Annotated in this window: 23 protein-coding genes and 2 pseudogenes; 23 read left to right on the top strand and 2 right to left on the bottom strand. The window is 61.4% G+C overall.

Going from position 1 to position 25,844, the window contains the following annotated elements; translation table 11 throughout:
* From AWB74_RS14355 to AWB74_RS14275, 17 genes and pseudogenes are all read left to right on the top strand, one after another.
* The gene (locus AWB74_RS14355; protein ID WP_061147411.1) at window positions 1–993 is read left to right on the top strand and encodes an ABC transporter substrate-binding protein; all 993 of its coding nucleotides are present in this window, start codon (window positions 1–3) and stop codon (window positions 991–993) included.
* A gap of 117 nt (window positions 994–1,110) precedes the next feature.
* Window positions 1,111–1,299, top strand: a complete 189-nt coding sequence (locus AWB74_RS14350; protein ID WP_143749226.1) for a hypothetical protein — start codon at window positions 1,111–1,113, stop codon at window positions 1,297–1,299.
* Window positions 1,300–1,356: 57 nt separating this feature from the next.
* Window positions 1,357–1,776 carry a DUF3830 family protein gene (locus AWB74_RS14345; protein WP_061147409.1) on the top strand — a complete coding sequence of 140 codons (420 nt, stop codon included), beginning with the start codon at window positions 1,357–1,359 and terminating at the stop codon, window positions 1,774–1,776.
* Between the two features lie 187 nt (window positions 1,777–1,963).
* Window positions 1,964–2,611 (top strand): TetR/AcrR family transcriptional regulator, encoded by a 648-nt coding sequence (locus tag AWB74_RS14340; RefSeq protein WP_235024572.1) that lies wholly within the window; start codon window positions 1,964–1,966, stop codon window positions 2,609–2,611.
* Between the two features lie 95 nt (window positions 2,612–2,706).
* Complete coding sequence (locus AWB74_RS14335; protein ID WP_087039005.1) at window positions 2,707–3,882, top strand: cytochrome P450; 1,176 nt, start codon at window positions 2,707–2,709, stop codon at window positions 3,880–3,882.
* Window positions 3,879–4,085: a ferredoxin gene (locus AWB74_RS14330; RefSeq protein ID WP_061147408.1), complete on the top strand. Its 207-nt coding sequence runs from the start codon at window positions 3,879–3,881 to the stop codon at window positions 4,083–4,085. Before AWB74_RS14335 ends, AWB74_RS14330 begins: the two co-directional genes overlap by 4 nt.
* Window positions 4,085–5,230 (top strand): NAD(P)/FAD-dependent oxidoreductase, encoded by a 1,146-nt coding sequence (locus tag AWB74_RS14325; RefSeq protein ID WP_061147407.1) that lies wholly within the window; start codon window positions 4,085–4,087, stop codon window positions 5,228–5,230. The genes AWB74_RS14330 and AWB74_RS14325 overlap by 1 nt, the downstream gene beginning before the upstream one ends.
* Before the next feature lie 290 nt (window positions 5,231–5,520).
* Complete coding sequence (locus AWB74_RS14320) at window positions 5,521–6,585, top strand: phosphotriesterase family protein (protein ID WP_235024571.1); 1,065 nt, start codon at window positions 5,521–5,523, stop codon at window positions 6,583–6,585.
* The gene (locus tag AWB74_RS14315) at window positions 6,582–7,559 is read left to right on the top strand and encodes a phosphotriesterase family protein (RefSeq protein ID WP_061147406.1); all 978 of its coding nucleotides are present in this window, start codon (window positions 6,582–6,584) and stop codon (window positions 7,557–7,559) included. The genes AWB74_RS14320 and AWB74_RS14315 overlap by 4 nt, the downstream gene beginning before the upstream one ends.
* A gap of 26 nt (window positions 7,560–7,585) precedes the next feature.
* On the top strand, window positions 7,586–8,704 hold the full coding sequence (locus AWB74_RS14310; RefSeq protein WP_061147405.1) for an FAD-dependent oxidoreductase: 1,119 nt from the start codon (window positions 7,586–7,588) through the stop codon (window positions 8,702–8,704).
* A 3-nt stretch (window positions 8,705–8,707) separates the two neighbouring features.
* The gene (locus AWB74_RS14305) at window positions 8,708–9,649 is read left to right on the top strand and encodes an alpha/beta hydrolase (protein WP_061147404.1); all 942 of its coding nucleotides are present in this window, start codon (window positions 8,708–8,710) and stop codon (window positions 9,647–9,649) included.
* Entirely contained in the window at window positions 9,646–10,581 is a 936-nt protein-coding gene (locus AWB74_RS14300) for an MBL fold metallo-hydrolase (RefSeq protein WP_061147403.1), read from the top strand. Before AWB74_RS14305 ends, AWB74_RS14300 begins: the two co-directional genes overlap by 4 nt.
* Window positions 10,578–12,263, top strand: coding sequence for a CocE/NonD family hydrolase (locus AWB74_RS14295; protein WP_061147402.1), 1,686 nt, complete (start codon window positions 10,578–10,580; stop codon window positions 12,261–12,263). Before AWB74_RS14300 ends, AWB74_RS14295 begins: the two co-directional genes overlap by 4 nt.
* Before the next feature lie 178 nt (window positions 12,264–12,441).
* Entirely contained in the window at window positions 12,442–13,395 is a 954-nt protein-coding gene (locus AWB74_RS14290; RefSeq protein ID WP_061147401.1) for a SphA family protein, read from the top strand.
* Window positions 13,396–13,410: 15 nt separating this feature from the next.
* On the top strand, window positions 13,411–14,604 hold the full coding sequence (locus AWB74_RS14285; RefSeq protein WP_061147531.1) for an MFS transporter: 1,194 nt from the start codon (window positions 13,411–13,413) through the stop codon (window positions 14,602–14,604).
* 93 nt (window positions 14,605–14,697) lie between these two features.
* Window positions 14,698–14,877 (top strand): annotated as a pseudogene (locus tag AWB74_RS47230) (trimeric intracellular cation channel family protein); the annotation flags it as partial.
* Window positions 14,878–15,186: 309 nt separating this feature from the next.
* Window positions 15,187–15,333: pseudogene (locus tag AWB74_RS14275) on the top strand (MFS transporter); the annotation flags it as partial.
* A 119-nt stretch (window positions 15,334–15,452) separates the two neighbouring features.
* Here the strand turns inward: AWB74_RS14275 and AWB74_RS14270 are convergent.
* Window positions 15,453–16,463, bottom strand: a complete 1,011-nt coding sequence (locus AWB74_RS14270; RefSeq protein WP_061147399.1) for a LacI family DNA-binding transcriptional regulator — start codon at window positions 16,461–16,463, stop codon at window positions 15,453–15,455.
* 148 nt (window positions 16,464–16,611) lie between these two features.
* On the opposite strand from AWB74_RS14270, the gene AWB74_RS14265 reads away from it, so the two are divergent.
* The 6 genes from AWB74_RS14265 to AWB74_RS14240 all read left to right on the top strand — a co-directional run bounded on the left by AWB74_RS14265 (window position 16,612) and on the right by AWB74_RS14240 (window position 24,373).
* Window positions 16,612–18,858, top strand: a complete 2,247-nt coding sequence (locus AWB74_RS14265; protein ID WP_200821969.1) for a beta-glucosidase family protein — start codon at window positions 16,612–16,614, stop codon at window positions 18,856–18,858.
* A gap of 186 nt (window positions 18,859–19,044) precedes the next feature.
* Window positions 19,045–19,929, top strand: coding sequence for a LysR substrate-binding domain-containing protein (locus AWB74_RS14260; protein WP_061147397.1), 885 nt, complete (start codon window positions 19,045–19,047; stop codon window positions 19,927–19,929).
* A gap of 138 nt (window positions 19,930–20,067) precedes the next feature.
* Window positions 20,068–21,309 carry a CaiB/BaiF CoA transferase family protein gene (locus AWB74_RS14255; RefSeq protein ID WP_061147396.1) on the top strand — a complete coding sequence of 414 codons (1,242 nt, stop codon included), beginning with the start codon at window positions 20,068–20,070 and terminating at the stop codon, window positions 21,307–21,309.
* A complete protein-coding gene (locus AWB74_RS14250; protein WP_061147395.1) occupies window positions 21,306–22,082 on the top strand; it encodes an enoyl-CoA hydratase-related protein in 777 nt (258 codons plus the stop codon). The genes AWB74_RS14255 and AWB74_RS14250 overlap by 4 nt, the downstream gene beginning before the upstream one ends.
* 28 nt (window positions 22,083–22,110) lie before the next feature.
* Window positions 22,111–22,935, top strand: a complete 825-nt coding sequence (locus tag AWB74_RS14245; RefSeq protein ID WP_061147394.1) for an enoyl-CoA hydratase-related protein — start codon at window positions 22,111–22,113, stop codon at window positions 22,933–22,935.
* A 64-nt stretch (window positions 22,936–22,999) separates the two neighbouring features.
* On the top strand, window positions 23,000–24,373 hold the full coding sequence (locus tag AWB74_RS14240; protein ID WP_061147393.1) for an MFS transporter: 1,374 nt from the start codon (window positions 23,000–23,002) through the stop codon (window positions 24,371–24,373).
* A gap of 56 nt (window positions 24,374–24,429) precedes the next feature.
* Here AWB74_RS14240 and AWB74_RS14235 read toward each other — a convergent pair whose 3' ends face one another.
* Complete coding sequence (locus AWB74_RS14235; RefSeq protein WP_061147392.1) at window positions 24,430–25,806, bottom strand: NAD-dependent succinate-semialdehyde dehydrogenase; 1,377 nt, start codon at window positions 25,804–25,806, stop codon at window positions 24,430–24,432.
* Window positions 25,807–25,844 lie beyond the last annotated feature (38 nt).

Raw genomic sequence — 25,844 nt, 5'->3', positions numbered from 1 at the left:
ATGGGCAAGCTCAATCTGTCGGTCGCGGTGGGTAACTACGATCGCATGCGGCCGCTGGTCGACGGCGAAGTGCAGATCGATGGCGTCGATCCGACCTTCATGCTGCAAGACCCGGAGGAGATCTTCTTTCGCGCATTCCGTCACGCGGATTACGACATCTGCGAGCTCTCGCTGTCGAGCTATAGCGTGAAGACGGCGGCGGGCACGAGCCCGTACATCGGCGTGCCGATTTTCCCGTCGCGCGCGTTTCGCCATACGTCGATCTACGTGCGCAACGATCGCGGCATCGATTCGCCCGCCGATCTGAAGGGCAAGCGCATCGGCGTGCCGGAGTACCAGTTGACGGCCAATGTGTGGGCGCGTCTGTTTCTGGAGGAAGACCACGGCGTGAAGGCATCGGACGTGACGTGGATTCGCGGCGGCTACGAAGAGACCGGCCGGCTGGAGAAGATCAGCCTGAAGCTGCCCGACGACGTTCGGCTCGAAAACGCGCCTGAAAACCAGACGATCTCCGGCATGCTTGCTTCAGGAGAAATCGATGCGCTCATCGGCCCGCGCGCACCTTCGTGCTTCACGAATGGTCATCCGAACGTGAAGTATCTCTACGACGATCCGCAGAAGGCCGCTGCCGACTGGTACACGCGCACGAAGCTGTTCCCGATCATGCATCTGCTGGGCGTGCGACGCACGCTCGCGGAGCAGCATCCGTGGCTGCCGGGCGCGGTGGCGAAGGCCTTCGAGAAGAGCAAGGCGGTCGCGCTCGCGAAACTGAGTGACACGTCCGCGACCAAGGTGACGCTGCCTTTCATCGAAGAGCAGTTGCGCAATGCGCGGCGTCTCATGGGGCATGATTTCTGGTCGTACGGTTTCGAGCCGAACCGGCATGTGCTGTCGCGCTTCCTGAAGCGGCATCACGAGGAAGGTTTGTCCAGCCGGCTGTTGCAGCCGGAGGAACTGTTTCATCCCGCGACGCTGGAGAGCTTCAAGATCTGACGGCTTCATGGAGCCGCTCGTGCGGCTCCATGCGTCATCGCCGCGATCTCGCCGTATCGTTCGGACGTACGCGGTGAATATTTCTATCGGAATGGATTCAACACGAGAGCGTTGGCCGTGTTCGTGCCGACCGCAGGCATCGCCGTTACGATTGCGCTGGTTCCCGCGCTGTCAGCAATCGCGCCATTTGCGTGGCCTATCGGCTTCATCACCGCTGCATTCGTGTATTTTATGGTGATGGGATGCATGACGAAGCGGCCTATCGCCTACGCAGAAGATAGCGGAGAACTGACGGCACGGGAATAAGAAAGCCGATCCAGCAGAATCGCGGTATAGGCCGGTAAATCAACACATGGAGACGACATGAAAAAGATTCTCTTGGAAGCAGGGCCATTCCGGTTTGTTGGGCAACTCGAAGAACAGAAAGCACCGCGCACCTGTCAGCGCTTTCTTGAGTTGCTGCCATTCAAGAACAAGGTGATTCATTCTCGCTGGAGCGGCGAAGCAGTGTGGATTCCGCTAGGCGACTTCGATACCGGCCTGACTTTCGAAAATCACACCAGCCACGCGTCACGCGGAGACATCCTTCTCTATCCGGGAGGGTTCAGCGAGACGGAATTCCTGTTCGTCTATGGCAGTTCCATCTTCGCCAGCAAAATGGGCCAACTGGCGGGGAATCATTTCTTTACGTTGACCGAAGGCCACGAGCACTTGGAAGCATTCGGCAAACTCGTTTTATGGGAAGGCGCGCAAGATGTCACCTTTTCGTTGCTGAGCGCTTAGCGTCCTGTCTGATCTGTTGAGGCACCGGGTAGACGTATTCGTAACTGGCGCGGCCGCGATTGCCGTGGTTAGTCGCGCAACCGACATTTCCCAGATCCGGGCTTACGCCGGCCCACAAGTATTGTTCAGGCGTTTGACTACCCCATCTGAGATTTTCGTGTGAGCGCTAAGGGGTTGTCGAGCAACAATGATCGGCGTTATCGTTGCCGCCATGACAAAGCAACCCAAAAACCAAAGAGAAATTCAGAAGGAAGCGACTCGGCAGCGCATCCTTTCAACGGCGCTCGAATTGTTTGTTTCGCGCGGCTACGTGGCAACTACAGTCGATGACATCGCCGCCGCCGCCAAGACCACGCGCGTCACCTTCTACTCTCACTTCGAGTCGCGCCGTGAATTGATGCGTGCTTTGATTCACGAACTCAACGGCATCCTTGAGCGGCGTGAAGAACCCGGTCGCAACTCCACGGCCAGTTTGCTAGTGGCAGTGGTGCGAGAAGGCTCACGCGAAAAGCTCGGTGGCTGGCTGCGTGACCAGGCTGTGCGCTGGCCGTTGATCAAGCCTTATGTGCTGGCGGCAACCGAGGCTTCCGCTGTCGATGCTGAAATGCGTGCGCTGCTTCGCGGCTGGATTGAAGAGGTCGTAGCAGACATTCGCGAAGGTCTTGATGCAGCCAACCGCTATGAACCGGGCACGCGGCATTATCGTGGTGAACTGGCCTTTGTCGCGCTCGACCAAACCGCGCTCTCTTGGATGCGCGGCGATCTGGATTTGACGACCGAACCGGCGCTCGAGGTGCTGACCGAATTGTGGTGGAAATTGCTGGGGGCACCTTAACCCAGGGATTACCCTATCAAGGTATCTTTTGGCTTTACACGATGTAAAGCGAAATTGATAATGCAGGCCATGATCAACGACGTGGAGCATGGCCTGTGATTAGCGCCCCCCAATCCGGCATCGACCTTTGGGCCGACGATGTGCTCGTCGATCCCTATCCGTCTTATCGGGCATTGCGCGAACTCGGCGAAGTCGTCTATCTCACGCACTCGAAACTCTATGCCCTTACTGGCTACGACGTGATCAAGGACGCGCTCGCCGACCCGACGCGATTTTCTTCCGCTCAGGGCATCGGCTTCAACGACGGCGTGAACCAGGCTTTGCAGGGAACCTCGCTTGCTTCCGATCCGCCGGAGCACACCCAGTTGCGCGCAGCCCTTTCCGAGAACCTCACGCCACGGGCGCTGCGTGGTTTGGGCGAGCAGATCAAGGCCAATGCGCAGGCACTGGTGGCCCGCCTGGTAAAACAACCATCCTTCGATGCAATTGACGACATCGCCCGGCGCTTTCCGATCGGGGTTGTCGCCGACCTCGTTGGCTTCCAGGGTGACGCCAGGGCGAATATGCTGCGCTGGGGGCAGGCCGCGATGGAAGTCATCGGGCCGATGAATCAGCGCACGGCAGAGAATTTCCCTATCGCGGGCGAACTTTACGGCTACTGCTCGCAGATCACCCAGGACGCGCTCGCCCACGGCTCCGTTGGCTGGGGCGTTTTCGAGGCGGAGCGGAAAGAGATAATTCCCGAAGGCGCCGCGCGCCACATCGTCCACCAATATCTCGGCGCTGGCCTCGACACGACGCTTGCCGCGATCGGCAACACCGTCGCTCTCTTCGGGCGCTTTCCCGAAGAGTTTGCCAAGGTGCGCGAGGATCTCTCACTGGTTCCGTCGGCGTTCAACGAGGTGCTGCGTTATTACTCGCCCGTCCATGTGTGGAGTCGCGTTGCGACGCAAGACGTGGAAGTCGGCGACGTGAAGATCCCGGGCGGGTCGCGCATTGCGATCATTTTGGGCGCGGGCAATCACGACCCGCGCCATTACAAGGATCCCGAAGTCTTCGACGTGACGCGCAACCCGATAGACCATCTCTCCTTTGGCTATGGCCCGCATGGTTGCGCCGGCCAAGGCCTTGCCCGCATGGAGGGTGCCGCAATCATCGAGGCGCTTGCGACTCGAATCAAATCGTTTCGCATCGGCCATGTCGCCCGCGTGCCGAGCAATATCACGGTGTCGTTCGACACCGTCCCCGTCATGGAGTTGGAGGCCGTATGATCAAACTCATTCTTGATCGCCCTCGTTGCGAAGGTCATGGTCTCTGCGTAGAGGTGGCCGCACAGCTTCTACACATCGACGATGAAGGCTATGTCGCCATCGACATGAACGAAATCAGCGATGCGATCCTGGCGACGGCCCAGGCTGCGGCGCGCGTCTGCCCGGTAGCCGCGCTCAAGCTCGTCGATGACGAGGCGACTTGATGAACGTCCTTCGAAATTCCGTCCGCGATATCGTAGTAGTGGGCAGTGGCATCGCGGGTTTAACCGCTTGCGAAACGCTTCGCGCCGAAGGATTCGATGGCCGCATCACGGTAATCGGTGACGAGCCGGTCGCGCCATACAGCCGTCCTGCCTTGTCCAAGGCCATGCTGCGCGACGAGGACGATCTGACCTCGCACTTGTTGCCGGAGGCGACGCACGGGGCAATCGAACGGCGCGGCATTGCCGCCGTTGGTCTCGATGTCGATCGGCAGCGCGTCCGCCTCGCGGATGGCGACGAGGTGCCCTATGACGCGCTGGTTATCTCCACCGGCACGCGCGCCAGACGCCTGGGTCTTGGTGGTAGTAGCGGCGAATACACCGTTCGCACGATCGCCGACGCGATGGCGCTGCGAGCGCGACTCGCGTCCAGGCCTTCGGTCGTGGTGGTGGGCGGTGGCCCGCTCGGCATGGAGATCGCATCCGGCGCGATTGGCGCTGGATGTTCAACGACACTCGTTGCGAAAGGAGTGCCGCTCGCTGCTCACCTCGGCGCATTGCTCGCGGCGCGGTTCCACGATGCTGCTCTCGCGCAGGGCCTCGAGATCGTCACGACTGATTCCGCCAAGATCGTGATGCGCGATGGTGCATCCGTCGTGGCGCTTGGCGACGGCACGGTAATCGAAGCGCAGGTGATTGTCTCTGCTATCGGCGACGCCCCCAATGTCGAGTGGTTAGCCACCACCGGGCTACTCACTGGCGGCGAGCTCGTGGTGGACCGGTCCGGCCTGGTTCGCCCGAACATTGCGGCCGCAGGAGATGTCGCCGCATTCCCGCATGGGGGGCGCGTTGCACGTGTTCCGCTATGGACGAGCGCGATCGATCAAGCGAAGGTGGCCGCCGCCGCGCTCCTCAGGCTGGATGCTCCGGAGCTCACATTCCAGCAATACTTCTGGACAGAGGCTTTCGGCATCTCTCTTAAAGCCATTGGGCCAACACCGGTTGTGGGTGAGGCGGAAATCGTGGAAGGCACCGGCGAGCAGGGCGTGCTTCGCTGGCGGCAATCGGACGGCACGGCGACTGCCGTCGCACTCGACTATCGCGTTCCGATCCCGAAGCTGCGCCGCTTGGTTGCGTGTAGCGTGTAGCCGGAAGGCGCTGTTGCAAAGTAGTGTGAATAAACCACTAATTTAGGATGCCTGATAGATAGCCGTGCGATAGCCCTCGCTTCCGAGGGCGAAACGGATCTGCGACATCGGGCCGAAGACTTCAAGTATGCGTTCGGTCTGAACCGTTGATAGGCTCCTTTTTCTGGCCCATGTATTGGCATAACAAATAGAACGTTATGTTTATTGGATAGGAGAGTGTGTTTTGAGTGAGATGACCGTTTCTACTGCTGATAACGTGCATCGCGGCCCATCAATTATGGGAGGTGTACATGTGCGTTAAACATAGCCAGGGTGCCCTCGAACCCTTGCCGCCTTTCACTTCCCTGATCCTTGACCCTCCCAAAGACGAAGGTGTCAATGCAACATTGATCAATACGGTGCTCGGCCCAGTCGACGCAAGGCAGCTTGGCATCACGCTCGTCAGCGAATCGCTGATGTACGTGTTGCCGGGGGCGCAGTACGCCTATGACATCAAGATCGATCGCGCAGAAGCGTTTGGCGCGGTCGCGGCCAAACTGAGCGCGTTCAAGGCGGCCGGCGGGGGCACCATCGTCGACGCGACGGGCATGTTTCAAGGGCGTGACCTGCGGCTGTACGAGGCGCTGTCACGTGCCACGGGCGTTCACATCGTCGCTTCCACCGGGCAGGGGCCGGAGTCCACGCTGGGTGGATATTTTCTGACGCCGCAGACCAATCCACCTACGCCCTGGCCAGCAAGCAAGTTCGCCGAGTTGTTCGGGCGAGAGGTGAATGAAGGTATGGCGGTTCCTCGTCTGGAGCGGCGTGCACCCGCTGGCATGGTCGTGACGGCGGTCACCCACAGCGGCATGACGCCGACCGATGGCAACCTGGTGCGAGGTGCTGCGCGTGCCGGCGCAACCTATGGCGTGCCGGTATTCATCCGGAGCGGAGCCGACGCTCTGGCAGAAATGCAGTTGGCCATCGAAGAAGTGCTGGAGCCAGAGCGCCTTCTCATGGGCGGGATGGATCGTCGTGACGCCGTTGCCAAGAAATGGCCCATGGCAGTAGCGCGTGCAGGTGTCCGACTCAGCATTGATCACGTCGGCTCGGAGAACCCGCTTTATCTCAGCGATGCCGAACGGGTTGAATTGGTCGTCGATTTGATCGAGGCAGGTTATGCCGATCGCATCCTTCTGTCTGCCAGCGCCACCGGGGTGGCATTCGGCGAACCCGGTAACGACATTCCCTACAGCGACGTGTTGACGAAATTCGTGCCCATGCTCCTGGCGGCGGGCGTGTCCCAGGCCCACATTGCACGAATGCTGATTACGAACACCGCGCAATTGCTGAGCGTAAACGGGGAAGTCAAATGACACGAGTGAACACGGTACTGGGCACCATTTCGGCTTCGGAGCTCGGCTTCGTTGCGATTCATGAGCACATCGGCTATGGCATGCCGGGTTGCGAACTCGACAGCAAGTGGTGGAAAACACCAGAGCAGCGCTACGAGGAAACGGTGCCCAAGCTGCGCCAGTTTCACGAGAACACGAAACCCTGGGGTGCCGCCACCTTCGTCGAAGCCACGGGTATCTGCAACGGTCGCGACATCGACTACTACAAGTCCTTGTCGGACAAGACGGGTGTGCACATCGTCGCCAGCACGGGATTTGTCGGTGGCGACACGGCATTGCCGTTCTTCGAGCGGGCGAGCGTCGAGTATCTGACCGACCAGTTCGTTCATGAAATTTCCGTGGGCATCGGTGGCACCGGCGCCAAGGCCGGGATCATCAAGGTTGGCGTGAGTCGAGGCTTCAAGATGAAAGAGCTCGATCTGCGCATTTATCGCGCCGCTGCGCGGGCTTCCAGAATCACCGGTGCACCGATTTTTACCCATCTCGCGGTCGACTCCGCGCCAGCGCTGAACATCTTTGCGGAGGAGGGACTGCCCTGCCACCGGGTGTTATTTGGACATGCCGATGATGGTGTAAGCCAGGGCTTGATCAACGAGAAAGCCCTTCTAGACGCGGGAGCACGTATTGGCTTCGATACCTTCGGTTACGACCTTGAACTGCCGGATCCGCCGTTCTGGGGCCGCCACCGTCAGGAGCGTCTCCACCACTTTCTACGATTCCTCAAAAGTGGTTTGACGAAGCAAGTCCTTGCATCAGCGGACGCGAATTGCTCGCCGCTGGGTTGGCCTGGGGTGAAAGGCCACACGGTGAACTATCTGTTCGAGCAACTCATACCTGATCTGCAAGCTGAGGATATCGATGACTCGGTCATCGACCAGCTGTTTGTTCATAACGCGGCCGAGTTTCTGACTTTGACGCCTATTCCCCAACATTGATTAGTAGTGGACCAGAGAGACAAATCATGACACCCGGCACTTTGAAAAGATTGAACGTCGCCGTAATCGGCGCCGGTTACGCGGGTGCGACCGCGGCGTTGGCGCTAAGCCAGTTGGGGGCGACGGTCACGGTCTATGAGCAGGCGCAAGAGATCAACGAGGTGGGCGCTGGAATTGGTTTGCGTCCTTCCACAATGGGCCAGTTCCGTAAGCTCGGCATCTTCGGCCGTATCGCCGCCGTGACCTCGCCGAGCGACTGCTTCGAGATTCTGACCGCTCACGGTCAGCGCATCGCCATGGAGGAGTGGCCGGAAAAGCAAGCCTTTGGTGCCAGCACGCATTTCGTGCACCGGGGCGACTTCATCGAGACGTTGCTGAGTACGCTTCCCGTAGGCATGGTGAAGCTGAACCACCGTCTCAGCCGGATCATCGACAACGGTGACGGTGCCACGGCTATCTTTGAGAACGGCGTGACGGTGAACGCCGATCTGATCGTCGGTGCCGACGGCATCCGCTCGCAAGTGCGCAAGCATCTGTTCAGCGACAAGCCTCCCGTGTTTGCCGGCGAGCACGCTTATCGCGCAGTGATCCCGGCAGCAGACACCTTCGGTCTGGTGGCTGACGGCAACCTTCGCATGTACCTGGGCCATGGCACCAAGATTTATCTGTTGCCACTGCACCATCGCAACGAGGTGTCTTTCGATGTCACTTGCCTTGCGTCCGACTCCACGCCAGCGCCCGCCGTCAGCAAGGAACAATTGATGAAAGTCGTGGAGGGCTTCGATCCTCAATTAATGGCTATCGCAGAGGGGCTCGATATGAGCAAGGTGAATCTGCGTGCCGTATATGACATCGACCCGGTTCCCGTCTGGCATTCCAACTCGGTGGTGTTGATTGGCGATGCGTCTCACGCGATGCTGCACCATCAAGGCCAAGGCGCGAATTCGGCGGTTCTGGACGCCGGCGCGCTTGCCGAGAAACTCCACGGGGCGGATTCGATTCCCGAAGCATTGGCGCAATACCAGGCCAGCCGCAAGCCGGTCACCGATGAACTGCAACGCCTGTCGCGACAAAGCTGGAGCGAAGACGAAGTCCAGAGTGTCTTTCCCAACCAGCATCAGGGCGAGATCGCCGCAAGGAGCTAAATCATGGCACTGCATCCTACGGTCGCTGAGCTCATAGCTTCACTACCGCCTCCACCGCCGGGTCCGCCTAATCCGGAGGCCATGCGCGCGGCCGACGAGAGCCACGTTCCGCCGTTGGAGAAGCGGCCGCCCGTGCATGCGGTATTCGACCAAACCTTGTCGACGCCTGTTGGTGAGGTTCCGGTGCGCGTCTACAAGCCGACGGCGGCGGACGTCCATCCGGTGCTGGTTTATTTCCACGGCGGCGCGTTCTTTCTCGGCAGCCTGAATACCCACGATCATGTAGCGCGCGCACTGGCCAATGCAACGCAATGCGTCGTTGTTTCGGTCGGTTACCGGCTGGCTCCCGAACACGTCTTCCCTGCTGGCCTGAGCGACTGCTACGCCGTGGTCCAGTGGATAGAAAAGAATGGCCGCAGTCCGGGCAACGGAATTGGCTGGGACGGTCAAACCCTCGCAGTAGCAGGTGACAGCTCAGGCGGGAACTTCGCGGCTGCGGTCGCCGCGATGGCGGTCGATGCGGGACTGAAATGCATCACGCACCAGGTGCTCTACTACCCGTCGCTTGATCTCGACTTCGATGTCGAGCGCTACGCGTCGATGAAGACAAACGCCGTCGGCAATGGTCTGGAAACGGCGATGCTGAAGCCGTTCAACGCGTTCTACATCGAGAGCGGTGCGAACCCTTCCGATCCTCGCGTGTCGCCCATCAAGAGACCGGATCTTTCCGGATTGCCGCCGACACTCATCGTCACGGCGGAATGTGATCCCCTTCGTGACGAAGGCGAGTCGTATGGCCACAAGCTGGAGCAGGCAGGCGTTCCGGCCACGATTCACCGCTACGAATCGGCCGCGCATGGATTTGTCCAGCATTTTTCCTGGCTGCCAGAGTTTCAGGAGGTGTTCGCCGAGACTGCTGACTTCATAAGGAATGCAAAGCGATGAGCACGGTCGACATCCAGCCACTGTTTTCGCAGTGGGGGCGGTTCGGCCTCTACAGTTTTTTCATCGACGGAAGCGAGCCGGCGATTGTCGACACTGGCATCGCCTCATCGCCAGCGGGTGGCATTGCGCCGGCCCTGAAGCAGTTGGGGCGGCGCATTGAGGACGTGCGCTGGATTCTTCTTACCCACGGGCATATCGATCACATCGGTGGTGCCCATGCCTTATGGGAGTTGACCGGCCGCAAAGCTAAAGTGGTCATCCACGAGGCGGATGCGCCGTTCCTGCGTTCGCGCCGCACCCATGTCGATGAGTATCTGGCAGCGCGTGGCCGCTATATCGACGACCCGGAAGGGGAAGCCAAGCTGATGGCAGCTTGTGAGGCTGCCATCTCCGGCGAAATGGAACCGCATCAGGTGGTGCGCCATGGCGACCAGATAGCGCTTGGGCCGGATGTGACGGTTACGGTGCACTCCGTGCCGGGTCACACGGCGGGTTCGGTGGCGTATGTGGTGGAAGGGCAGCGCGACGTTTTCGTCGGCGATGCTGTGCAGATCCACGGCGCAGCCAACGGATTTCCGAGTTATGCAGATCCTGATGCGTACCGCGCCAGCTTGCTCCACCTTCGCGACCACGTCAGGCCAAACCGCCTGTTTCTCGGTCATCCCTATCGCAGCCAGGGTGCTGAATCGCTGGGCGTGGTGCTGGACCGCGAACAGGCGGCAGCCAAGATTCAGGAAAGCCTCGACATTGAGGCGAGGGTGCGGGCCGCCACCGAACAATTCGGCCTCGACGGCAAGGCTGTTGCCAAGGCTCCTTGCTCTCCCTTTTGCTGTATCGCGCGTCACTTGCGCTACGACGGCGATCCAACTCTGGAACCCTCACCATTTTTCACCACCATGCACGGTTACTTTCATAGGGGCTATCGCTCATGATCGTTGTACACAAAGACCTGCGTGTGCCGATGCGCGACGGCATTCACCTGGCCGCGGACGCCTATCACGCTAAAGGCGACATGCCGCGCCCGGCTTTGGTCGCGCTGAGCCCGTACGGCAAGGAATTACAGGCGCTGGCGCTCACTATTCCTCCCCAGCGACGTCCCTCTCCGTTGTGGGACGGGTGCATCGAGGCAGGTGACATTGCTCGCGTGGTGAAGGAGGGCTACGTACACGTGATCGGTGACGTGCGTGGCTCCGGCGGTTCAGAAGGGGACCACATCGGCAACTACAATGCCGGTGGCGTTCCGCTGGGACAGGACGCCTACGATTTCATCGAGTGGGTTGCAGCGCAACCGTGGTGCAACGGCGTGGTCGGGATGATTGGCATTTCGTATTTCGGCTCCATGCAGATCTTCGCTGCGGCCGAGCGTCCCCCGCATCTCAAGGCGATTTTCGTCAGTGGCGGGCATTTCGATTTCTATGAGACGACCTATCACGGCGGAGTCATGTGGTTCATGCCGCGAGCTGCACGAGAGGGCCGTGGCGGCGACTCGGGCTGGGCCTTCACGCATCGTCACAAATCTCGCATGCTGGAGACCTACTCCGAAGCGGAAATCAAGCAGCGCGTGGCAGAGCGTCTAGCCGACCCTGACGTGGCCGCCTGGCCCAACCTGGTGCATCTGCTCAATTATCCGATTCATCACGAGTCCTGGTTCGACATCGTCATGAACCATCTCGATGGCGAATGGTACGAAGAGCAGAACCCGATCAATCTCGCCAGAAACATCGACATCCCCGTGTACCTGCAGATCAACCAGGGCCGCGGCTGGACCATAGACGGAACGATCGAGCTCTTCGATGTGCTGAAAGGCCCGAAGAAGCTGGAGATCGGGCCCTATCCGCCGATGCAGACGCGGCCCTGGGTGGATGAGCACGACACCATGTTCCGCTGGTACGAGTACTGGCTGAAGGGCATCGACAACGGGATCATGGACGAGCCGGCGGTGAAAGTGCATGTCGAAGGCAGCCGTAGATGGATGGCCGCCGATCATTGGCCCGTCACGCCAGTCGAATACAAGGCACTGTACTTGCGCACTCGTGGCAAGCTGGCATTCGAGCCGGAGCCGATGGGCGTGGATCATGCGCATCCGGAAGGCTTTTATCAGGCGCCACTGACCATCGTCGATAAGGTCGAGAAGCTGACGTGGTCCACTGAACCATTCCAGGCCGCGACGTCGGTTCACGGCGTGGGTGCCGCGCATCTCTACGTTGCCGTTGACCAGGACGACACGAACTTGATACTGCGCGTGTGGGACGAAGCGCCGATCGGCAAGCGCCAACTCGTCACGACAGGCTTCCTCAAGGCATCCCATCGCGAACTCGACGAACGATCCAGCGAAGGCAATCCGTATCACCCGCACACACGGAGTGTGCCCGTCGAGCCTGGCGCGATCAACGAATACGTCGTGCGGCTCTATCCCTTCGCGAACGAATTCAAGCCGGGCCACAAGCTGGTCGTCGAGCTCATGTGCAATGAGCCGCTTGTGGATGAGCACAATTCCCTGTTGCCTCCCGATGCATTTCATCTGCCCGTTGGACGGGCAGTGACTCACACGATCTATCGGGATGCTACGCATCTTTCGCGTCTCGTACTGCCGTTTGCGGCATCCCCGAAATGAGGGAAGGCTTGTTCCTCACGATCTTCAGCGCACCCGCCTTAATTTCGATGAGGCCGTAACTGTAGTCGGATCGAGAAGGTGTTTTTACGGGACAGATTTATAAAACTAAATAGTAGTACTACGTACAGGAGACGAAATGAGAAAGGGAAGCCATCTTCAAAGTTGTATCCGGCGATCCATGCAAGTCGTTGTCGGAGCGACGCTGACTGCGATGTCATGTTCGGGGCACGCATCGACATATCAGCCGGCGGGCATCGATCTCGGCGCGACCACATTCAATGATGCGTTTGGCAGCATGGAGCCGGGCTGGACGTCGATCCAGCTCTTGCAGTACAAGCACAACACCCGCTTTTACACAAACACCGGCGCTCAAAGTTCCGCATTCAAGGACGCGCAACTCAATGCGTTCGTGTGGATGCCGCAGATCGTCTATACGTCGCCGATCCGCGTACTGGGAGGCGCGCTCGGCTTCACGGCGATGCTGCCGGTTACGTCGTTGAACGCACACTCGACCGAATTCAATCCTTATGCGCCGACGCTGACCGCACGTTCGGGTTTTGGCGACATTACGTTCGGCCCGTTTTTGCAGATGGCACCGGTGATCAGTAGCGGTCGTCCGGTCTTCGTGCAGCGTTTCGAGTTCGACGTGATCGCGCCAACCGGCGCCTATGATCCGAACAAGCTGGTTAATCCGAGTTCGGGCTTCTGGTCGCTGAATCCGTACTGGTCCGTGACGGTCTTGCCTACGCCGAAGACGGAAGTGTCGGTGCGCATGCACTATCTATACAACTCGAAGAACACCAATCCGGGCATCAACAATCCGTTCCAAGTCCCGGGCATGGTGAACTTCCAGGCAGGGCAGGCGGTGTGGGCCAACTTTGCGGCGTCTTACAAGCTATTGCCGAACCTCGATGTCGGCTTGAACGGCTTCTGGTTCCGCCAGATCACGGATGACCGTGTCAATGGCGCAAGCCAGGCCGCTGCCCGTACGACGAACCTGTCGCTGGGTCCCGGGGCCGAGTGGACGATCGATCGCAACAACTTCGTATTTGCAAACCTTTATTTTCCGGTGGTGGAGCGCAATACGTACTCCGGCACGCACGTGAACCTGCGCTGGATTCATGCGTTCTGATTTCAGGAGATGTTCATGCAGAAAGTACACGACTTACCAGGAATCGAGAGCGCTCGCGGAATTGTGGCGTTGATGGTTTCCCACTGCGCAGGCATGTTGGACTTGATTGCCCTGCCGTTGTGGGTAGGTACGCTGGTCGCGCATTATCGATTCAATCCTCAACAGGCAGGAACGTTGCCGACGCTGTTTCTGATTGGAGCATCGCTGTCCAGCGTATTTCTTGCCTCCCGCTTCAACCGTGTGAACGCAAAGTGGACCGTGGTAATTGGCTTTGCTGCTGCGGCGTTGGCCTTCGCGCTGTGCTTCGGACAAGCGACCATGGCTGCGCTGGCGCCCTTGCACTTCGTCGGCGGCCTGGCTGTAGGGGCTGCGCTGAGTTCCGCGCACGGTACGATCGGGCGCGCGCTCAATCCTCATCGTATATTTGCATGGGCGGGGCTGGCCATTGGCGTATTTGGTATCGTCTTTCTCGGCGGAACGCCAGGAGTACTCGCTGAGTTTGGGGGAGCGGCGCTGTTCATTGTCTTTGCTGGAATCATGGGGCTGGCGGCCGTAATGGGACTGTTGTTTTTCCCGCGTCCGAGCCGGCAGGTCGCGGAGGATCGCCACGGATCTCTCGTGAGCGTGCAGCCGCTGCCCCGGGCGGTCTGGTATTCGATTGTCGGAATCGCATTGCTCGCGATGACTCAGGCCATGACGCTCAGCTTTTACGAGCGCATCGGCATGGCACGTGGCTTCGGCCGGGAACTGGTGACCCTGGCGCTGGTTATCTACGGCATCGTCACGCTGTTTCCGGCACCGCTAGCGGGTTTGCTCGAAAATCGGATCAAGGCCACAACGGTCATTTCGATCGCGCCGATCATGCAGGCTGTGTTTGCCATGATCGTGACGCACACCTGGACTTATTCGCTTTTTGCCGCGTCAGGGGCTCTGATGGCATTCACGATTCTGTTCACGCATACCTATGCTTTTGGCCTGCTTGCGCGACTAGACACTACCGGGCGGGCGGTGGCGGCTACGCCGGCAATGCTTATGGTCGGCGCTGCAATCGCTCCCTTTTTCAGCGGAACGCTCGTCAAATTCATCGGTTTCGGCGCAATTGGCTATGCTGCCATCGTCTTGGTAGCGCTGGAGCTGTTGTTGTTCAATTTGACGCGTCGGGCTGTGCAGGATGAATCATCGGTCGAACAGGCTCCGGCGGTGATTTAGCAAGGCATCTGATCTGTGAAGTGATGCGTTCGAAATGCGCTTATAAGAGCCTCACTGGTAGCGATACCGCCTTCATGGGGCGTGCGATGGGAGATCGTGCGCGACGTCTGCACTGGCGCGATTCCACCGGGAGGGCGTCTGAACTGGCGATATCTTGCGGCTTCGGTGTTCGCGTCCGCAGTTGCGATTATCACGTACACGCCGGTACGCCGTCTGCGACAGCCCGTCCTCGTCCACGATGCTATCGGACTCGGCCTGTTCGCCGTAGCGGGCCTTCTAGCCAACGTCGTCTTCGTTCGTGACGTGCCGTCGGGATGAGCCAGCAACTCTCGATGCGCGTTCGTCGGTTAGTTCTGTCCCACGTCCCGTGAGCGGCGCGGCAATCGGTCCGAGCGATGAGCAGCCGTTCTTGGCCTTTTTCAGCGAAACCAGCCCGCCTAGGGAAAGCCCTGAGCAAAAAGAATTGGCAAGCGATCTCAAAAATAGCTAATCTGGGTAACCGTTTTCCCAATCAGATGCTGGGACGCTCCCACGACGTATAAAACGCCTCTTGCCGTGGTCGCAAGATGCGCGGAGACACTCATGCCTTCAGCAGTCCTTATCGTTGCGCAAGTCGCCAGCCGTTATCGCTGGACCGTGTGCGCGCTGCGTTTCTTCGCCACGGTCATCAACTACATGGACCGGCAGATCCTCGGTCTGCTCGCTGCGATGCTGCATGCGGCCGTCGGCTCGGTGACGGGCTTCACGACGGCATCGGATCTGTTCCCGCGACGTGCCATCGGCGCGTCGCCTTCGCGATCATGCACGTGCTCACGCCGAAGATGACGCCGGCGAAGCTCTCGGCTTAGTCAGTGCGGCTCGCCGGACTGAGCGCAAGATGCCGTGGACTCGCGCACGATGAGACACGGCTCGATGGTGACATGTTCGATTTCGCTCTTTCCTGCGAGCGCATCGATGAGCTTCTGCATCGCAATCTCGCCGATGATTTCGCTCTGAGTATCGACGCTGGTGAGCGTCGGCGCGGAGATTTCGCCGTACGGCACGTTGTCGATGCCCGTGACCGACACATCCTGCGGCACGCGAATGCCGAGCGCGGTCGCCGCCTTGATGAAGCCGAGCGCGATCAGATCGTTGTAGCAGATCACTGCTTGCGGACGCTTCGGCCCGAGCATCACGCGCGAACAGGCCTGTTCGCCCGCGCGGTTGGTTGGCGCGTGGACATCGTGCACATCGAGTTCCAGCCCTTGCTGAGCGAGGCAGTCGCGCACACCGGCAATGCGCTCGTCATTGATGCGCGTCTGCCCAATGCCGAGATAGGCAAAGTTGCGATGACCGAGGTCCAGAAGATGGCGCGTGAGCATGAAGGTGGCGAGCCGGTTGTCGATTCCCACGCTCGGTATCGGCAGCTTTTCGCTGCGCCTGAGCAGCACGAGCGGCTTGTCGAGATCGAGCAGCCATTCTGACGCGTCTTCGGGCAGACGCGAGCTGAGAATCAAACCATCGACGCGGCGTGCGAGCGCCTCGATGAGCGGCCGTTCGCGCGCCTGATTTTCGTCGACATCGACGAGCAGAAGCGTGTAACCGTGTCGTAGCGCCACGCGATTCGCGCCCTTCACTACGTTGGTGAAATGCGGGTTGCTGATGTCGAGAATCGTGAGGCCGATGGTGTGCGTTTCCTTCGTGACCATCGAGCGGGCGAGCGGGTTCGACTGATAGCCGAGTTGTTCGATCGCCGCCTTGAGTTTGGCTTCCACCGGTTCGGTGAACCGCTTGGTGCCATTGATGAATTTGGACACGGTCGCGACGGAGACGCCGGAGAGCGCCGCGACGTCACGGATGGTCGCCGAAGGTTTTTTCATGTGGAAAACGTTTTATCGATGAAAGGTTCACGCCGCTCCCATTGAGTGTACCGGGAATGCGACGCCTGCCCCGGCGACGGTGCGATCGATGGTCCCATGTGTTGGGCAAACAGTAAGCATGACTTATAAATATCCAGAGGGAAATCAAATGAAGAAGCGAACCTTGTTGAGCGCGGCCATGACGGCGATCTTCGCGGCCGGATGCGGCGGCGGTCACGGCGACAGCGGCACGCCTTCATCGACGAACGCGCACGCGTGGATGAATACGTCGCTGGAGCCGACGCAGCGCACTGCTCTGCTGCTCGCCGCGATGACGCCCGACCAGAAAATCTCGCAGCTCACCGGCACGCCCGGTGTGGTGCCGGAGATTCCGTCGTGTTATGGCGCGCGTCACATCACCGGCATTCCCGCCTTGCAGATTCCCACCCTGCGCGTGACCAACGGGCCGGTCGGCGTCGGGCAGAACGATTGCGTGTCACCCGACCTGCCGGGATTGCCGCTGGCATCGCTGTCCAGTCCGGCATCGGCGAAGGCGACGGCGCTGCCTTCGGGCATGGCGGTGGCGGCATCGTTCGATACGGCGGTCGCCGGCCAGTTCGGCGACGTCATCGGGCGCGAATCGCGCAATCTCGCCTTGCACGTTCTCGAAGGGCCGGGCATGAACCTCGCGCGCAATCCGACGCTCGGCCGCAATTTCGAGTACTTCGGCGAAGATCCGATCCTGAGCGGCACCATGGGCGTGGCCGAGATCAAGGCGATCCAGTCGCATGGCGTCATCGCGATGGCGAAGCATCTCGTCGCCAACGAGCAGGAAACGAATCGCATGACCATCAACGAGAATATCGACGACAAGACCTTGCACGAGCTGTACATGGTGCCGTTCGAGATGGCCGTGAAGGATGGCGGCGTGGCGTCCGTCATGTGCTCCTACAACTCCGTGAACGGCTATTCGATGTGCGAGAACAAGCACATCCTGACCGACGTGCTGCGGGGCCAATGGGGTTTCACGGGCTATGTGCAGTCGGACTTCTTCGCGGCGCACAGCACGGCCAACACCATGCTCGCCGGACTCGACAACGAAATGCCCGGCATCGACGTCGCACCGCTCACGGCGTGGTGGACGCCCGCGAAGATCAACGCGGCGCTGACGGCCGGGCAGATCAGGCAGTCGGATATCGATACGGCGCTGGGCCGCCGCTATACGCAGATGTTCAGGCTCGGCATCTTCGACCGGCCTGTTACGCAGACCGCCATCGATCAGGCGGGTGACGGGGCGATTGCGCGCGCGATCGGCGAGCAGTCCGCGGTGCTGCTGAAGAACGCGAACAACCTCTTGCCGTTCGATGCGAAGTCGATTCGCTCCGTAGCGCTGATCGGGCAGGCGGCCTATGCGAGCAAGGCGGTGTCCGGTTGCTGCGGTGGAAGCTCGGACGTCATTCCGCTCTATACGGTGACACCGCTCGAAGGCGTGCAAAGCACGTTGAAGCAGCTCGGATCGAGCGCGACGGCGAATCTCACCGTGGTCGCGGACGACAACAGCAATCTCGCCGCTGCCGTCGCGGCGGCGAAGCAGGCGGACGTCGTGATCGTGCTGGCCGGAACCATCGCGGAGGAGGGCGCGGACCGGACGAGCATCGGCTTGTCGAATAATCAGGATGCGATCGTGACTGCCGTGGCCGCTGCGAATCCGCGCACCGCGGTCGTCATGAAGGACAACGCGTCGGCGCTGATGCCTTGGATCGATCAGGTGCCGGCCGTACTCGAAACGTGGTTCCCCGGTCAGGAGGACGGCAACATCATGGCGGGGCTGGTGTTCGGTGTCGTGAATCCGTCGGGCAAGCTGCCCGTCACGTTCCCGAAGAACGCCGGTGACTGGCCGGCGAAGACACCGGCGCAATACCCCGGCGTAACGGTCAACGGCGTGCCGACCGTCACGTATTCGGAAGGCTTGCAGATCGGCTATCGCTGGTACGACGCGCAGAACGTCAAGCCGTTGTTCGCGTTCGGCCATGGGCTTTCGTACACGAGCTTCGCGCTGTCGAGTCTGCGCGTGAGCCCGCTGGCATCGGACGGCACGAAGCCGATCACGGTGCAGGTGGATGTGCAGAACAACGGCCGGGTCGCGGGCGCGGAAGTGCCGCAGGTCTATCTGTCGTTGCCTGCGGGCCTGGGACAGCCGCCCAAGCGTCTGGTCGGATTCCAGAAAGTGCAGCTTGCGCCGGGCGAGAAGAAGACCGTGCAGATCACCATCGATCCGAACGCCGCGAGTCATGCGCTCGGTACGTGGGATACCGCCTCGCAACAGTGGAAGACGGCCAGCGGGCAGTATCAGGTTCAGGTGGGCGATGCGTCGGATAATCTCACGCTGAGTTCCAGCCTGTCGATCGGCAACTAGGAGCTGGAACGCCGACGAAGGATCGGCCGGCTTGCAATGGGCTGGCCGATCGGGAAGGCCCGGACGTACCGGAGCGGAGGATGGCACGCGCAGTGATTCGAAGCGCCTTCGGCGAGGTCGCTGGTGCTGCCCCTTCCATCGGGCATTTCGCGCGACAATCCGACTATGCTTCTACACGGACAGGCTATGGATCGTCGCGCACTGCTTCCCCCGTTGAATCCCACCCGGGCGTTCGAGGCGACCGGACGCCTGCTCAGCATTTCCAAGGCCGCGGACGAGCTGGCCGTGACGCCCGCCGCCGTCAGCCGGCAGGTACGCACCCTCGAAGCCTACCTGGGCGTCGATCTGTTCGAGCGAGTGAAAGGACGACTGGAGCTGACGTCGGCGGGCGCCCGGTATCTGGCGGAGCTGATGCCGCTGTTCACGTCGCTGCGCGAAGCGACCGACAGCCTGCGTTCTTCGGCGCGGCGTGCGCGCGTGCTCAAGATCCGCTCGCCTGCCACTTTCGCCGTGCGGTGGCTGATTCCGCGTCTCGCGAGCTTTCATCGGCTGCACGAAAACATCGACGTACAACTGACGACATCCCCGGCTCCGCTGAATTTCGCGCGCGAGGACATCGACGGCGGCATCCAGTTGGGCGACGGCAAGTGGCCCGGCCTGCGCGTGCAACGTCTGATCGCGAACGAACTGGTGCCTGTCGCGGCGCCTTCCCGACAGGTCAAGGCCCGCTCCCAGTTGCAGGGTGAAACGCTTCTGCACACGCTCGCGCGCCCGGAAGACTGGACGTTGTGGCTGAAGGCGGCGGGCCTTCCATTGAACGGGCGCCGCCGCGAGATGCGCTACGAAACGTCGCTGCTCGCGTACCAGGCGGCCATGGAAGGGCACGGTGTAGCGATCGCGCAGAAGGCGTTGGTGCGCAGCGAACTGGAAAGCGGTCTCCTCGTCGCACCGTTTTCATTCGAGCTCGATCGCGGGGACCACACTTACTACTTCGCGTGGCCGACCGGGCGTCCGCAATCGGATGCACTGAAGATCTTCCGCCGATGGCTGCTCACGTTGCTCAACGAATAGCGCTCGTGAGCCGCCGACCCTTTAACAAAAAATCAACGGTTCGTTTCCAAATTGTCGATTGTCCGGGCGGCCGGCGAGTACGTAATCTCGTCGGCATGATTCGCTGCAGTGGCGAGTCACGAGACAGGACAATCACAAATGCCAAGAGACAGCCTCAACGGCGTGCGGGTGATCGATTTCTCGCACGTCCTCGCCGGACCCGTCTGCTCGATGACGCTCGCCGATCTCGGCGCGCACGTCATCAAGATCGAGCCGCCCGACGGCGAGATCGGGCGCCGCATCGGGCCGCCGTGGATTAGCGGTGAAAGCCCGGCCTTCATCAGCGTCAACCGGAACAAATACAGCGTCGCGATCGATCTGAAAACCGACGCGGGGCGCGAGGCCGTTCGCCGCATGCTGCGGGAGGCGGACGTGCTGGTCGAGAACTTCCGGCCTGGCGTGATGGCGTCGATGGGACTCGACTTCGACGCATTGCGGCCACTGAATCCCCGGCTCGTCTACTGCTCGATCTCCGCGTTCGGTCAGACGGGCGCGAATCGCAAGCGGCCGGGCGTCGATGGCGTGATTCAGGCCGTCAGCGGTCTGATGAGCACGCTCGGCACGACGCACGCCGAGCCGCTCAAAGTCCCGATCCCTGTCGCGGACATGATGGGCGGCTATCTCGCGTCGATCGCGATCCTCGGCGCGCTGCATGAGGTCCGCATGGGCAGCGGCGGGCAGCATCTCGACGTGAGTCTCTACAACGCGACGCTGATGCTGCAGCAAATCGGCTTCGCCGCGTTCTTCGCGTCCGGGCGCGAGCCGGAAAAGACCGGCAGCGCCGCGCCTTATGCGTGTCCGAACGAAGCGTTCCCCACGGAGGACGGCTGGATGATGGTCGTCGCCTACCATCCCGAGCGGTGGCACGCGCTATGTGAGGTGCTCGCAACGCCTGCGCTCGAAGCGGACCCGCGGTTCGCCACCAACGACGATCGCGTGCGCCATCGCGCGACACTGCATCACCTGCTCGCCGCGCGTTTCGTCGAACGGACCACGGCAGAGTGGCTGGAGCGGCTCGCGGCACGCGACATTCTGTGCGCGCCCGTCGCCACCTACGGCGATGTCATCGAATCAGCGGAGTACGCTGAATGCGGACTGGCGCAGACGATCGATCATCCGGTCGCGGGCACCATGCGCACGCACGGCTTCGCGCTCGGTCCGTCCGACCGCCCGGCCGCGCCGGACCTGCCCGCGCCGCTGACGGGCCAGCACACGCTGCAAATGCTGGAGCGATACGGCTTCGCCGAAAGCGAGATCGCGGGCCTGCTGAACGCGGGCGTGATTCGCGTGGGCCGCGCACCCCGCGAGACCTGCGACGAAGCCCGCAAGGTGATCGCATGAGCGCCGCGATGATCCGAAGCGAACGGCGCGGGCAGGTCGCGCTCGTGCGGCTGGCGTCGGACAACCCGCTCAATCCGTTGACCGACGCGTTGATGGATCAGCTGATCGACGTCCTGCTGCGCAATGAAACCGACCCCCAGGTTCACGCGACCGTTTTGACCGGGTCCGACAAGGCCTTCGCCGCCGGCGCGGACATCGTCGCGATGTCGAAGCTCGATTACGCGAGCGCATTCTCGGATGACTACATCGGCCGTAGCTGGGACCGCATCCGCACGGCCCGCAAACCGCTCATCGCGGCGGTGGGCGGCTATGCGCTCGGCGGCGGCTGCGAGCTCGCGATGATGTGCGACATCGTCATAGCCGCGGACGACGCGCGCTTCGGCCAGCCGGAGGTCAAGCTCGGCATCGTGCCGGGCGCGGGCGGCACGCAGCGCCTGCCGCGCGCGGTCGGCAAGTCGACCGCGATGCTCGCGTGCCTGACCGGCGAGTCGCTCGATGCCAGCGAAGCATTGGCTTATGGCCTCGTGTCGAAGGTCGTCGCCCGCGAGCGCTTGATCGACGAAGCGATGCGCGTCGGAGAACAGATCGCGCGTCATTCGCTGCCGGTGATCGTCGCGATCAAGGAAGCCGTCAACCGCGCGTTCGAGTCGTCGCTCGCGGAAGGTCTGCTGTTCGAGCGAAGGCTGTTTCACGCGGGCTTTTCGTTGGCCGATCAGACAGAAGGCATGGCGGCGTTTCTCGAGCGCCGTCAGGCCGCATTCCAGAACCGGTAGTGGCCGGGAACAAACAGGAGACTTTTTCGTGTCAGCTTATCCAAACGATGCCGGTTCATCGGTCGAATCGTCCGTCGACGAGGGCGTGCTCACGCTCACGCTCGACAGCCCCAGCGATGGCAACGCGCTGAACATCGCGATGACCGAGGCACTGTCGGGCGCGCTCGAGCAGGTCAACGACCGGCGCGACGTGCACTGCGTGCTGCTGCGTTCGTCGTCGCGGCACTTCTGCACGGGCGGCAATGTGAAGGACATGCAAAGCGGCAGCGACCTCATGAGCGGCAGCGTCGAGGAAGTACGCGACCGGCTGCTTCGCAGCCTGCACCGGATCACGCGCGCACTGAGCGCTCTGGATGTGCCCTCGGTGTGCGCGGTCAATGGCGCCGCGGTTGGGGCGGGTTGCGATCTCGCGCTCATGTGCGATATCCGCCTGGCGAGCACGAAAGCCGTGTTCGCAGAGAGCTTCTTGCGGCTGGGGCTGGTGTCGGGCATCGGCGGATCATGGTTTCTCGCGCGGATCGTGGGCTACGCGAAGGCACTCGAACTGACGTTGACCAGCGAGTTCATCGATGCTGAAGCGGCGCGCAGCCTGGGCATCGTCTCGAAGGTGGTCTCGGAAGACGCGCTCGACATCGAGGCCCGGTCGCTGGCGAAGCGCATCGCGCAGAACCCGCCGACGGCGCTGCGCATGGCGAAGCGGCTCGTACGCGAAGCGGCCGATGTTCCGCTTTCGACGACGCTCGACATGGCGGCCAGCATGCAGGCCATTCTCTTGTGCGGCCACGAGCACAAGGAGGCCGTCGGGCGGTTCCTCGTCGAGCAACAGGCGGCGAAAAAGCGCACACGCATCTGATGCGCCGATACGGCCACCGCGTCAATCGCGCGGGACCTCACAAACTGAATCAGAGGAGACGATCATGTCCACGACTTCCCGAGCCCGCAATCGAAAGCCCGGCATGCTGCGGATCATCGCCACATCGAGCCTCGGCACGATGCTCGAGTATTACGATTTCTTTGTCTATGTCGCGCTGACATCGACCTTGACGCACTTGTTCCTTCCTTCGACCGATCGCACCGTCGCCGCGATGGCGGGCGTCGCCACCTTCGGCATCGCGTATGTCGCGCGGCCGTTGGGCACGATCATCTTCAGCCCGATGGCCGACCGGATCGGACGCAAGAAGACGTTCGTCATCACGCTCGCGATCATGGGTCTCGCGACGGTGGGCATCGGCTGTCTGCCGACCTACGCGGCGGCCGGTGTGCTGGCGCCGACCGGCCTGATCACGCTGCGCGTGTTGCAGGGCATCGCGCTCGGCGGCGAATACGGCTCTGCGGTCGTGTACGTGATGGAGCATGCGCCCGCAGGCCGCAAAGGCATGGCGACCAGCGTGCTGCAAAGCACCGCGAGCGTCGGCCTGCTGCTGGCACTGGCGATCGTGTCGGCACTGAAGTTCTCGCTCGATGCATCGGCATTCGAAACCTGGGGCTGGCGCGTCCCGTTCCTGATCTCGGCGCCGATCGTCGCTGTGGCGACATGGATTCGGCTCGGCATGACGGAAACGCCCGTGTTCGCGGAGATGAAGCAGGCGGGCCGTCTGTCGAAATCGCCGCTGCAGGACACCTTGTCGAGCGCGACGTCGTGGAAGGCGATTCTGGTCGCGATGTTCGGCGCCCAGGGCGCGACCTCCGTGTCGCTCTATACGTCCATCGTCTACATGCTGTACTTCCTGCAGAACGTGTTGAAGATCGAAGCTTCGCGCGCGAATCTGTGTCTCGGTATCGCGATCGTCGTGGCCGCGCCGCTTTATCCCGTGTTCGGCCGTCTGTCCGACGCGATCGGCCGGTCTCGCGTCATGTTGATCGGCATCGTGCTCTGGATTCTTGCAGCGTATCCCGCTTTCGCGGGTATCAGGACGAATGCGCTCGCGGGCGGCTGGACGGCCGTGACACTGCTCATCGCGCTGCTGTCCGTGTTGACAGCGATGATCATGGCGCCGTTGCCGGCGTTCATCGCCGAATGCTTTCCGCCGCAGAGCAGGACCACGGGCTTCGGATTGTCGCAGCAACTCGGTAACGTGCTGTTCGGCGGGTTCCTTCCGTTGATCAGTCTTTCGCTCGTCAATCTGACAGGCAATCCGCTTGCGGGCGTCGGCTATTCGATCGTGTCGCTGTTGCCCTGCCTCGCCGTCACGTTCTTCAGGGGACTGCGGCAGGATCGGCTCATCAGGCAGGGCAATCACGAGGTCCGGTGCGCAAGCCCTGCGGACGCGGCCCGGTTGCCGGTACGTTGAGCCAGCGATGAAACGAGGCGCGGTATCGCGATGTCGCGATGTCGCGCCTCGCGTCTTCAGGCGAGACCGCTCATCAGCGTGTATTTCACGTGCACATACTCCTCGATTCCATGATGACAGCCTTCGCGCCCGTACCCGGACTGCTTCACGCCGCCGAATGGCACCGAAGCCGTGCCGACCGACCCGGAGTTCAGAATCACCATGCCCGCCTCGAGGTCACGCGACAGCCGGAACGCACGGCCCAGATCGTGAGTGAACGCATAGGCGACGAGGCCGTATTCGGTGTCGTTGCTGCGGGCAATGACTTCGGCTTCGGTGGAGAAGCGATAGATCGGGAAGACGGGTCCGAATATTTCGGTCGAAGCGATCGGCATGTCGTCCGCGGCGTCGACGAGAATCGTGGGCGCATAGAAGAGTCCCCCTTTGGCGTGCGGATGTCCGCCGAGCACGACCTCGGCGCCGCGTTTGCGGGAATCGTCGACGAGTTGGCCGACCTTGTCGACGCCCGCCCGATTGATCAACGGACCGACGACGAACCGTTCCTGCAAACCTTGATCGACCGGAATGACCTCGACGAGCGCCTTGACGCGCTGAACGAACGTGTCGTGCACGCTCGCCTGGACATACACGCGGTTCGGCGAGATGCAGACCTGCCCGCTGTTGCGCAGCTTCGCGGACACGAGTGCTTTTGCGGCTGCGTCGAGATCGGCGTCGTCGAAGACGACGAAGGGCGCGTTGCCGCCGAGTTCCATCGTCATCGTCTTCAGCGTGCCGGCGCACTGCGAGGCGAGCAACTTGCCGACCGCGGTCGAACCTGTAAACGAGATCTTCCGGATGCGCGGATCATCGGTGATCAGCTTGCCGATCTGCACGGGGTCGCCGGTCACGATTTCGAACACGCCTTCCGGAATGCCGGCGCGGCGCGCGTATTCGAGCAGCTTGTACGCGGTCAGCGGGGTTTCCTCGGCAGGCTTCAGGAGGATCGTGCAACCCGCCGCGAGCGCGGTCGCCACCTTGCGCGTGATCATCATGAAGGGGAAATTCCACGGCGTGATCGACGCGACCGGTCCGACAGGTTCTTTCGTGACGATCACCGCTGCGTCTTTCGCGTGAGTGGGGATGGTATCGCCGTACACGCGCCTGGCTTCCTCCGCATACCATTCGACGAAGCCCAGCCCATATTCGATTTCGCCGAAGGCATCCGACAGGCACTTGCCGTTCTCGCGGCACATCAGTTCGGCGAACGCGATCTTGTCGGCGCTGACGAGGTCGAACCATTTGCGCAGCAGATCACTTCGTTCGCGCGCCAGGGTGCGCGACCAGACCGGAAAGGCTGCGCATGTGCGGTCGATGGCCGCGCGCACCTGCGCTTCCGAATGATGTTCGACTTGCCCGACGACCGTGCCGTCGGCGGGATTGAGTACATCGATCATGCTTTATTCTCCGAAGTAAGTGAGCGCTTCCCAGTGCA

This window comes from Caballeronia arvi (assembly GCF_001544695.2).
GTDB classification, from domain to species: domain Bacteria; phylum Pseudomonadota; class Gammaproteobacteria; order Burkholderiales; family Burkholderiaceae; genus Caballeronia; species Caballeronia arvi.
This window is presented reverse-complemented; position numbering and strand designations above follow the sequence as displayed.

Excerpts from the sequence above, each read along its gene's own strand:
- AWB74_RS14285 (WP_061147531.1), top strand. The coding sequence starts at position 13,411 with ATGCAGAAAGTACACGACTTACCAGGAATCGAGAGCGCTCGCGGAATT.
- AWB74_RS14320 (WP_235024571.1), top strand. The coding sequence starts at position 5,521 with ATGTGCGTTAAACATAGCCAGGGTGCCCTCGAACCCTTGCCGCCTTTC.
- AWB74_RS14265 (WP_200821969.1), top strand. The coding sequence starts at position 16,612 with ATGAAGAAGCGAACCTTGTTGAGCGCGGCCATGACGGCGATCTTCGCG.
- AWB74_RS14235 (WP_061147392.1), bottom strand. The coding sequence starts at position 25,806 with ATGATCGATGTACTCAATCCCGCCGACGGCACGGTCGTCGGGCAAGTC.
- AWB74_RS14290 (WP_061147401.1), top strand. The coding sequence starts at position 12,442 with ATGCAAGTCGTTGTCGGAGCGACGCTGACTGCGATGTCATGTTCGGGG.
- AWB74_RS14295 (WP_061147402.1), top strand. The coding sequence starts at position 10,578 with ATGATCGTTGTACACAAAGACCTGCGTGTGCCGATGCGCGACGGCATT.
- AWB74_RS14315 (WP_061147406.1), top strand. The coding sequence starts at position 6,582 with ATGACACGAGTGAACACGGTACTGGGCACCATTTCGGCTTCGGAGCTC.
- AWB74_RS14250 (WP_061147395.1), top strand. The coding sequence starts at position 21,306 with ATGAGCGCCGCGATGATCCGAAGCGAACGGCGCGGGCAGGTCGCGCTC.
- AWB74_RS14240 (WP_061147393.1), top strand. The coding sequence starts at position 23,000 with ATGTCCACGACTTCCCGAGCCCGCAATCGAAAGCCCGGCATGCTGCGG.
- AWB74_RS14255 (WP_061147396.1), top strand. The coding sequence starts at position 20,068 with ATGCCAAGAGACAGCCTCAACGGCGTGCGGGTGATCGATTTCTCGCAC.
- AWB74_RS14305 (WP_061147404.1), top strand. The coding sequence starts at position 8,708 with ATGGCACTGCATCCTACGGTCGCTGAGCTCATAGCTTCACTACCGCCT.
- AWB74_RS14310 (WP_061147405.1), top strand. The coding sequence starts at position 7,586 with ATGACACCCGGCACTTTGAAAAGATTGAACGTCGCCGTAATCGGCGCC.
- AWB74_RS14345 (WP_061147409.1), top strand. The coding sequence starts at position 1,357 with ATGAAAAAGATTCTCTTGGAAGCAGGGCCATTCCGGTTTGTTGGGCAA.
- AWB74_RS14355 (WP_061147411.1), top strand. The coding sequence starts at position 1 with ATGGGCAAGCTCAATCTGTCGGTCGCGGTGGGTAACTACGATCGCATG.
- AWB74_RS14325 (WP_061147407.1), top strand. The coding sequence starts at position 4,085 with ATGAACGTCCTTCGAAATTCCGTCCGCGATATCGTAGTAGTGGGCAGT.
- AWB74_RS14270 (WP_061147399.1), bottom strand. The coding sequence starts at position 16,463 with ATGAAAAAACCTTCGGCGACCATCCGTGACGTCGCGGCGCTCTCCGGC.
- AWB74_RS14260 (WP_061147397.1), top strand. The coding sequence starts at position 19,045 with ATGGATCGTCGCGCACTGCTTCCCCCGTTGAATCCCACCCGGGCGTTC.
- AWB74_RS14300 (WP_061147403.1), top strand. The coding sequence starts at position 9,646 with ATGAGCACGGTCGACATCCAGCCACTGTTTTCGCAGTGGGGGCGGTTC.
- AWB74_RS14330 (WP_061147408.1), top strand. The coding sequence starts at position 3,879 with ATGATCAAACTCATTCTTGATCGCCCTCGTTGCGAAGGTCATGGTCTC.
- AWB74_RS14340 (WP_235024572.1), top strand. The coding sequence starts at position 1,964 with ATGATCGGCGTTATCGTTGCCGCCATGACAAAGCAACCCAAAAACCAA.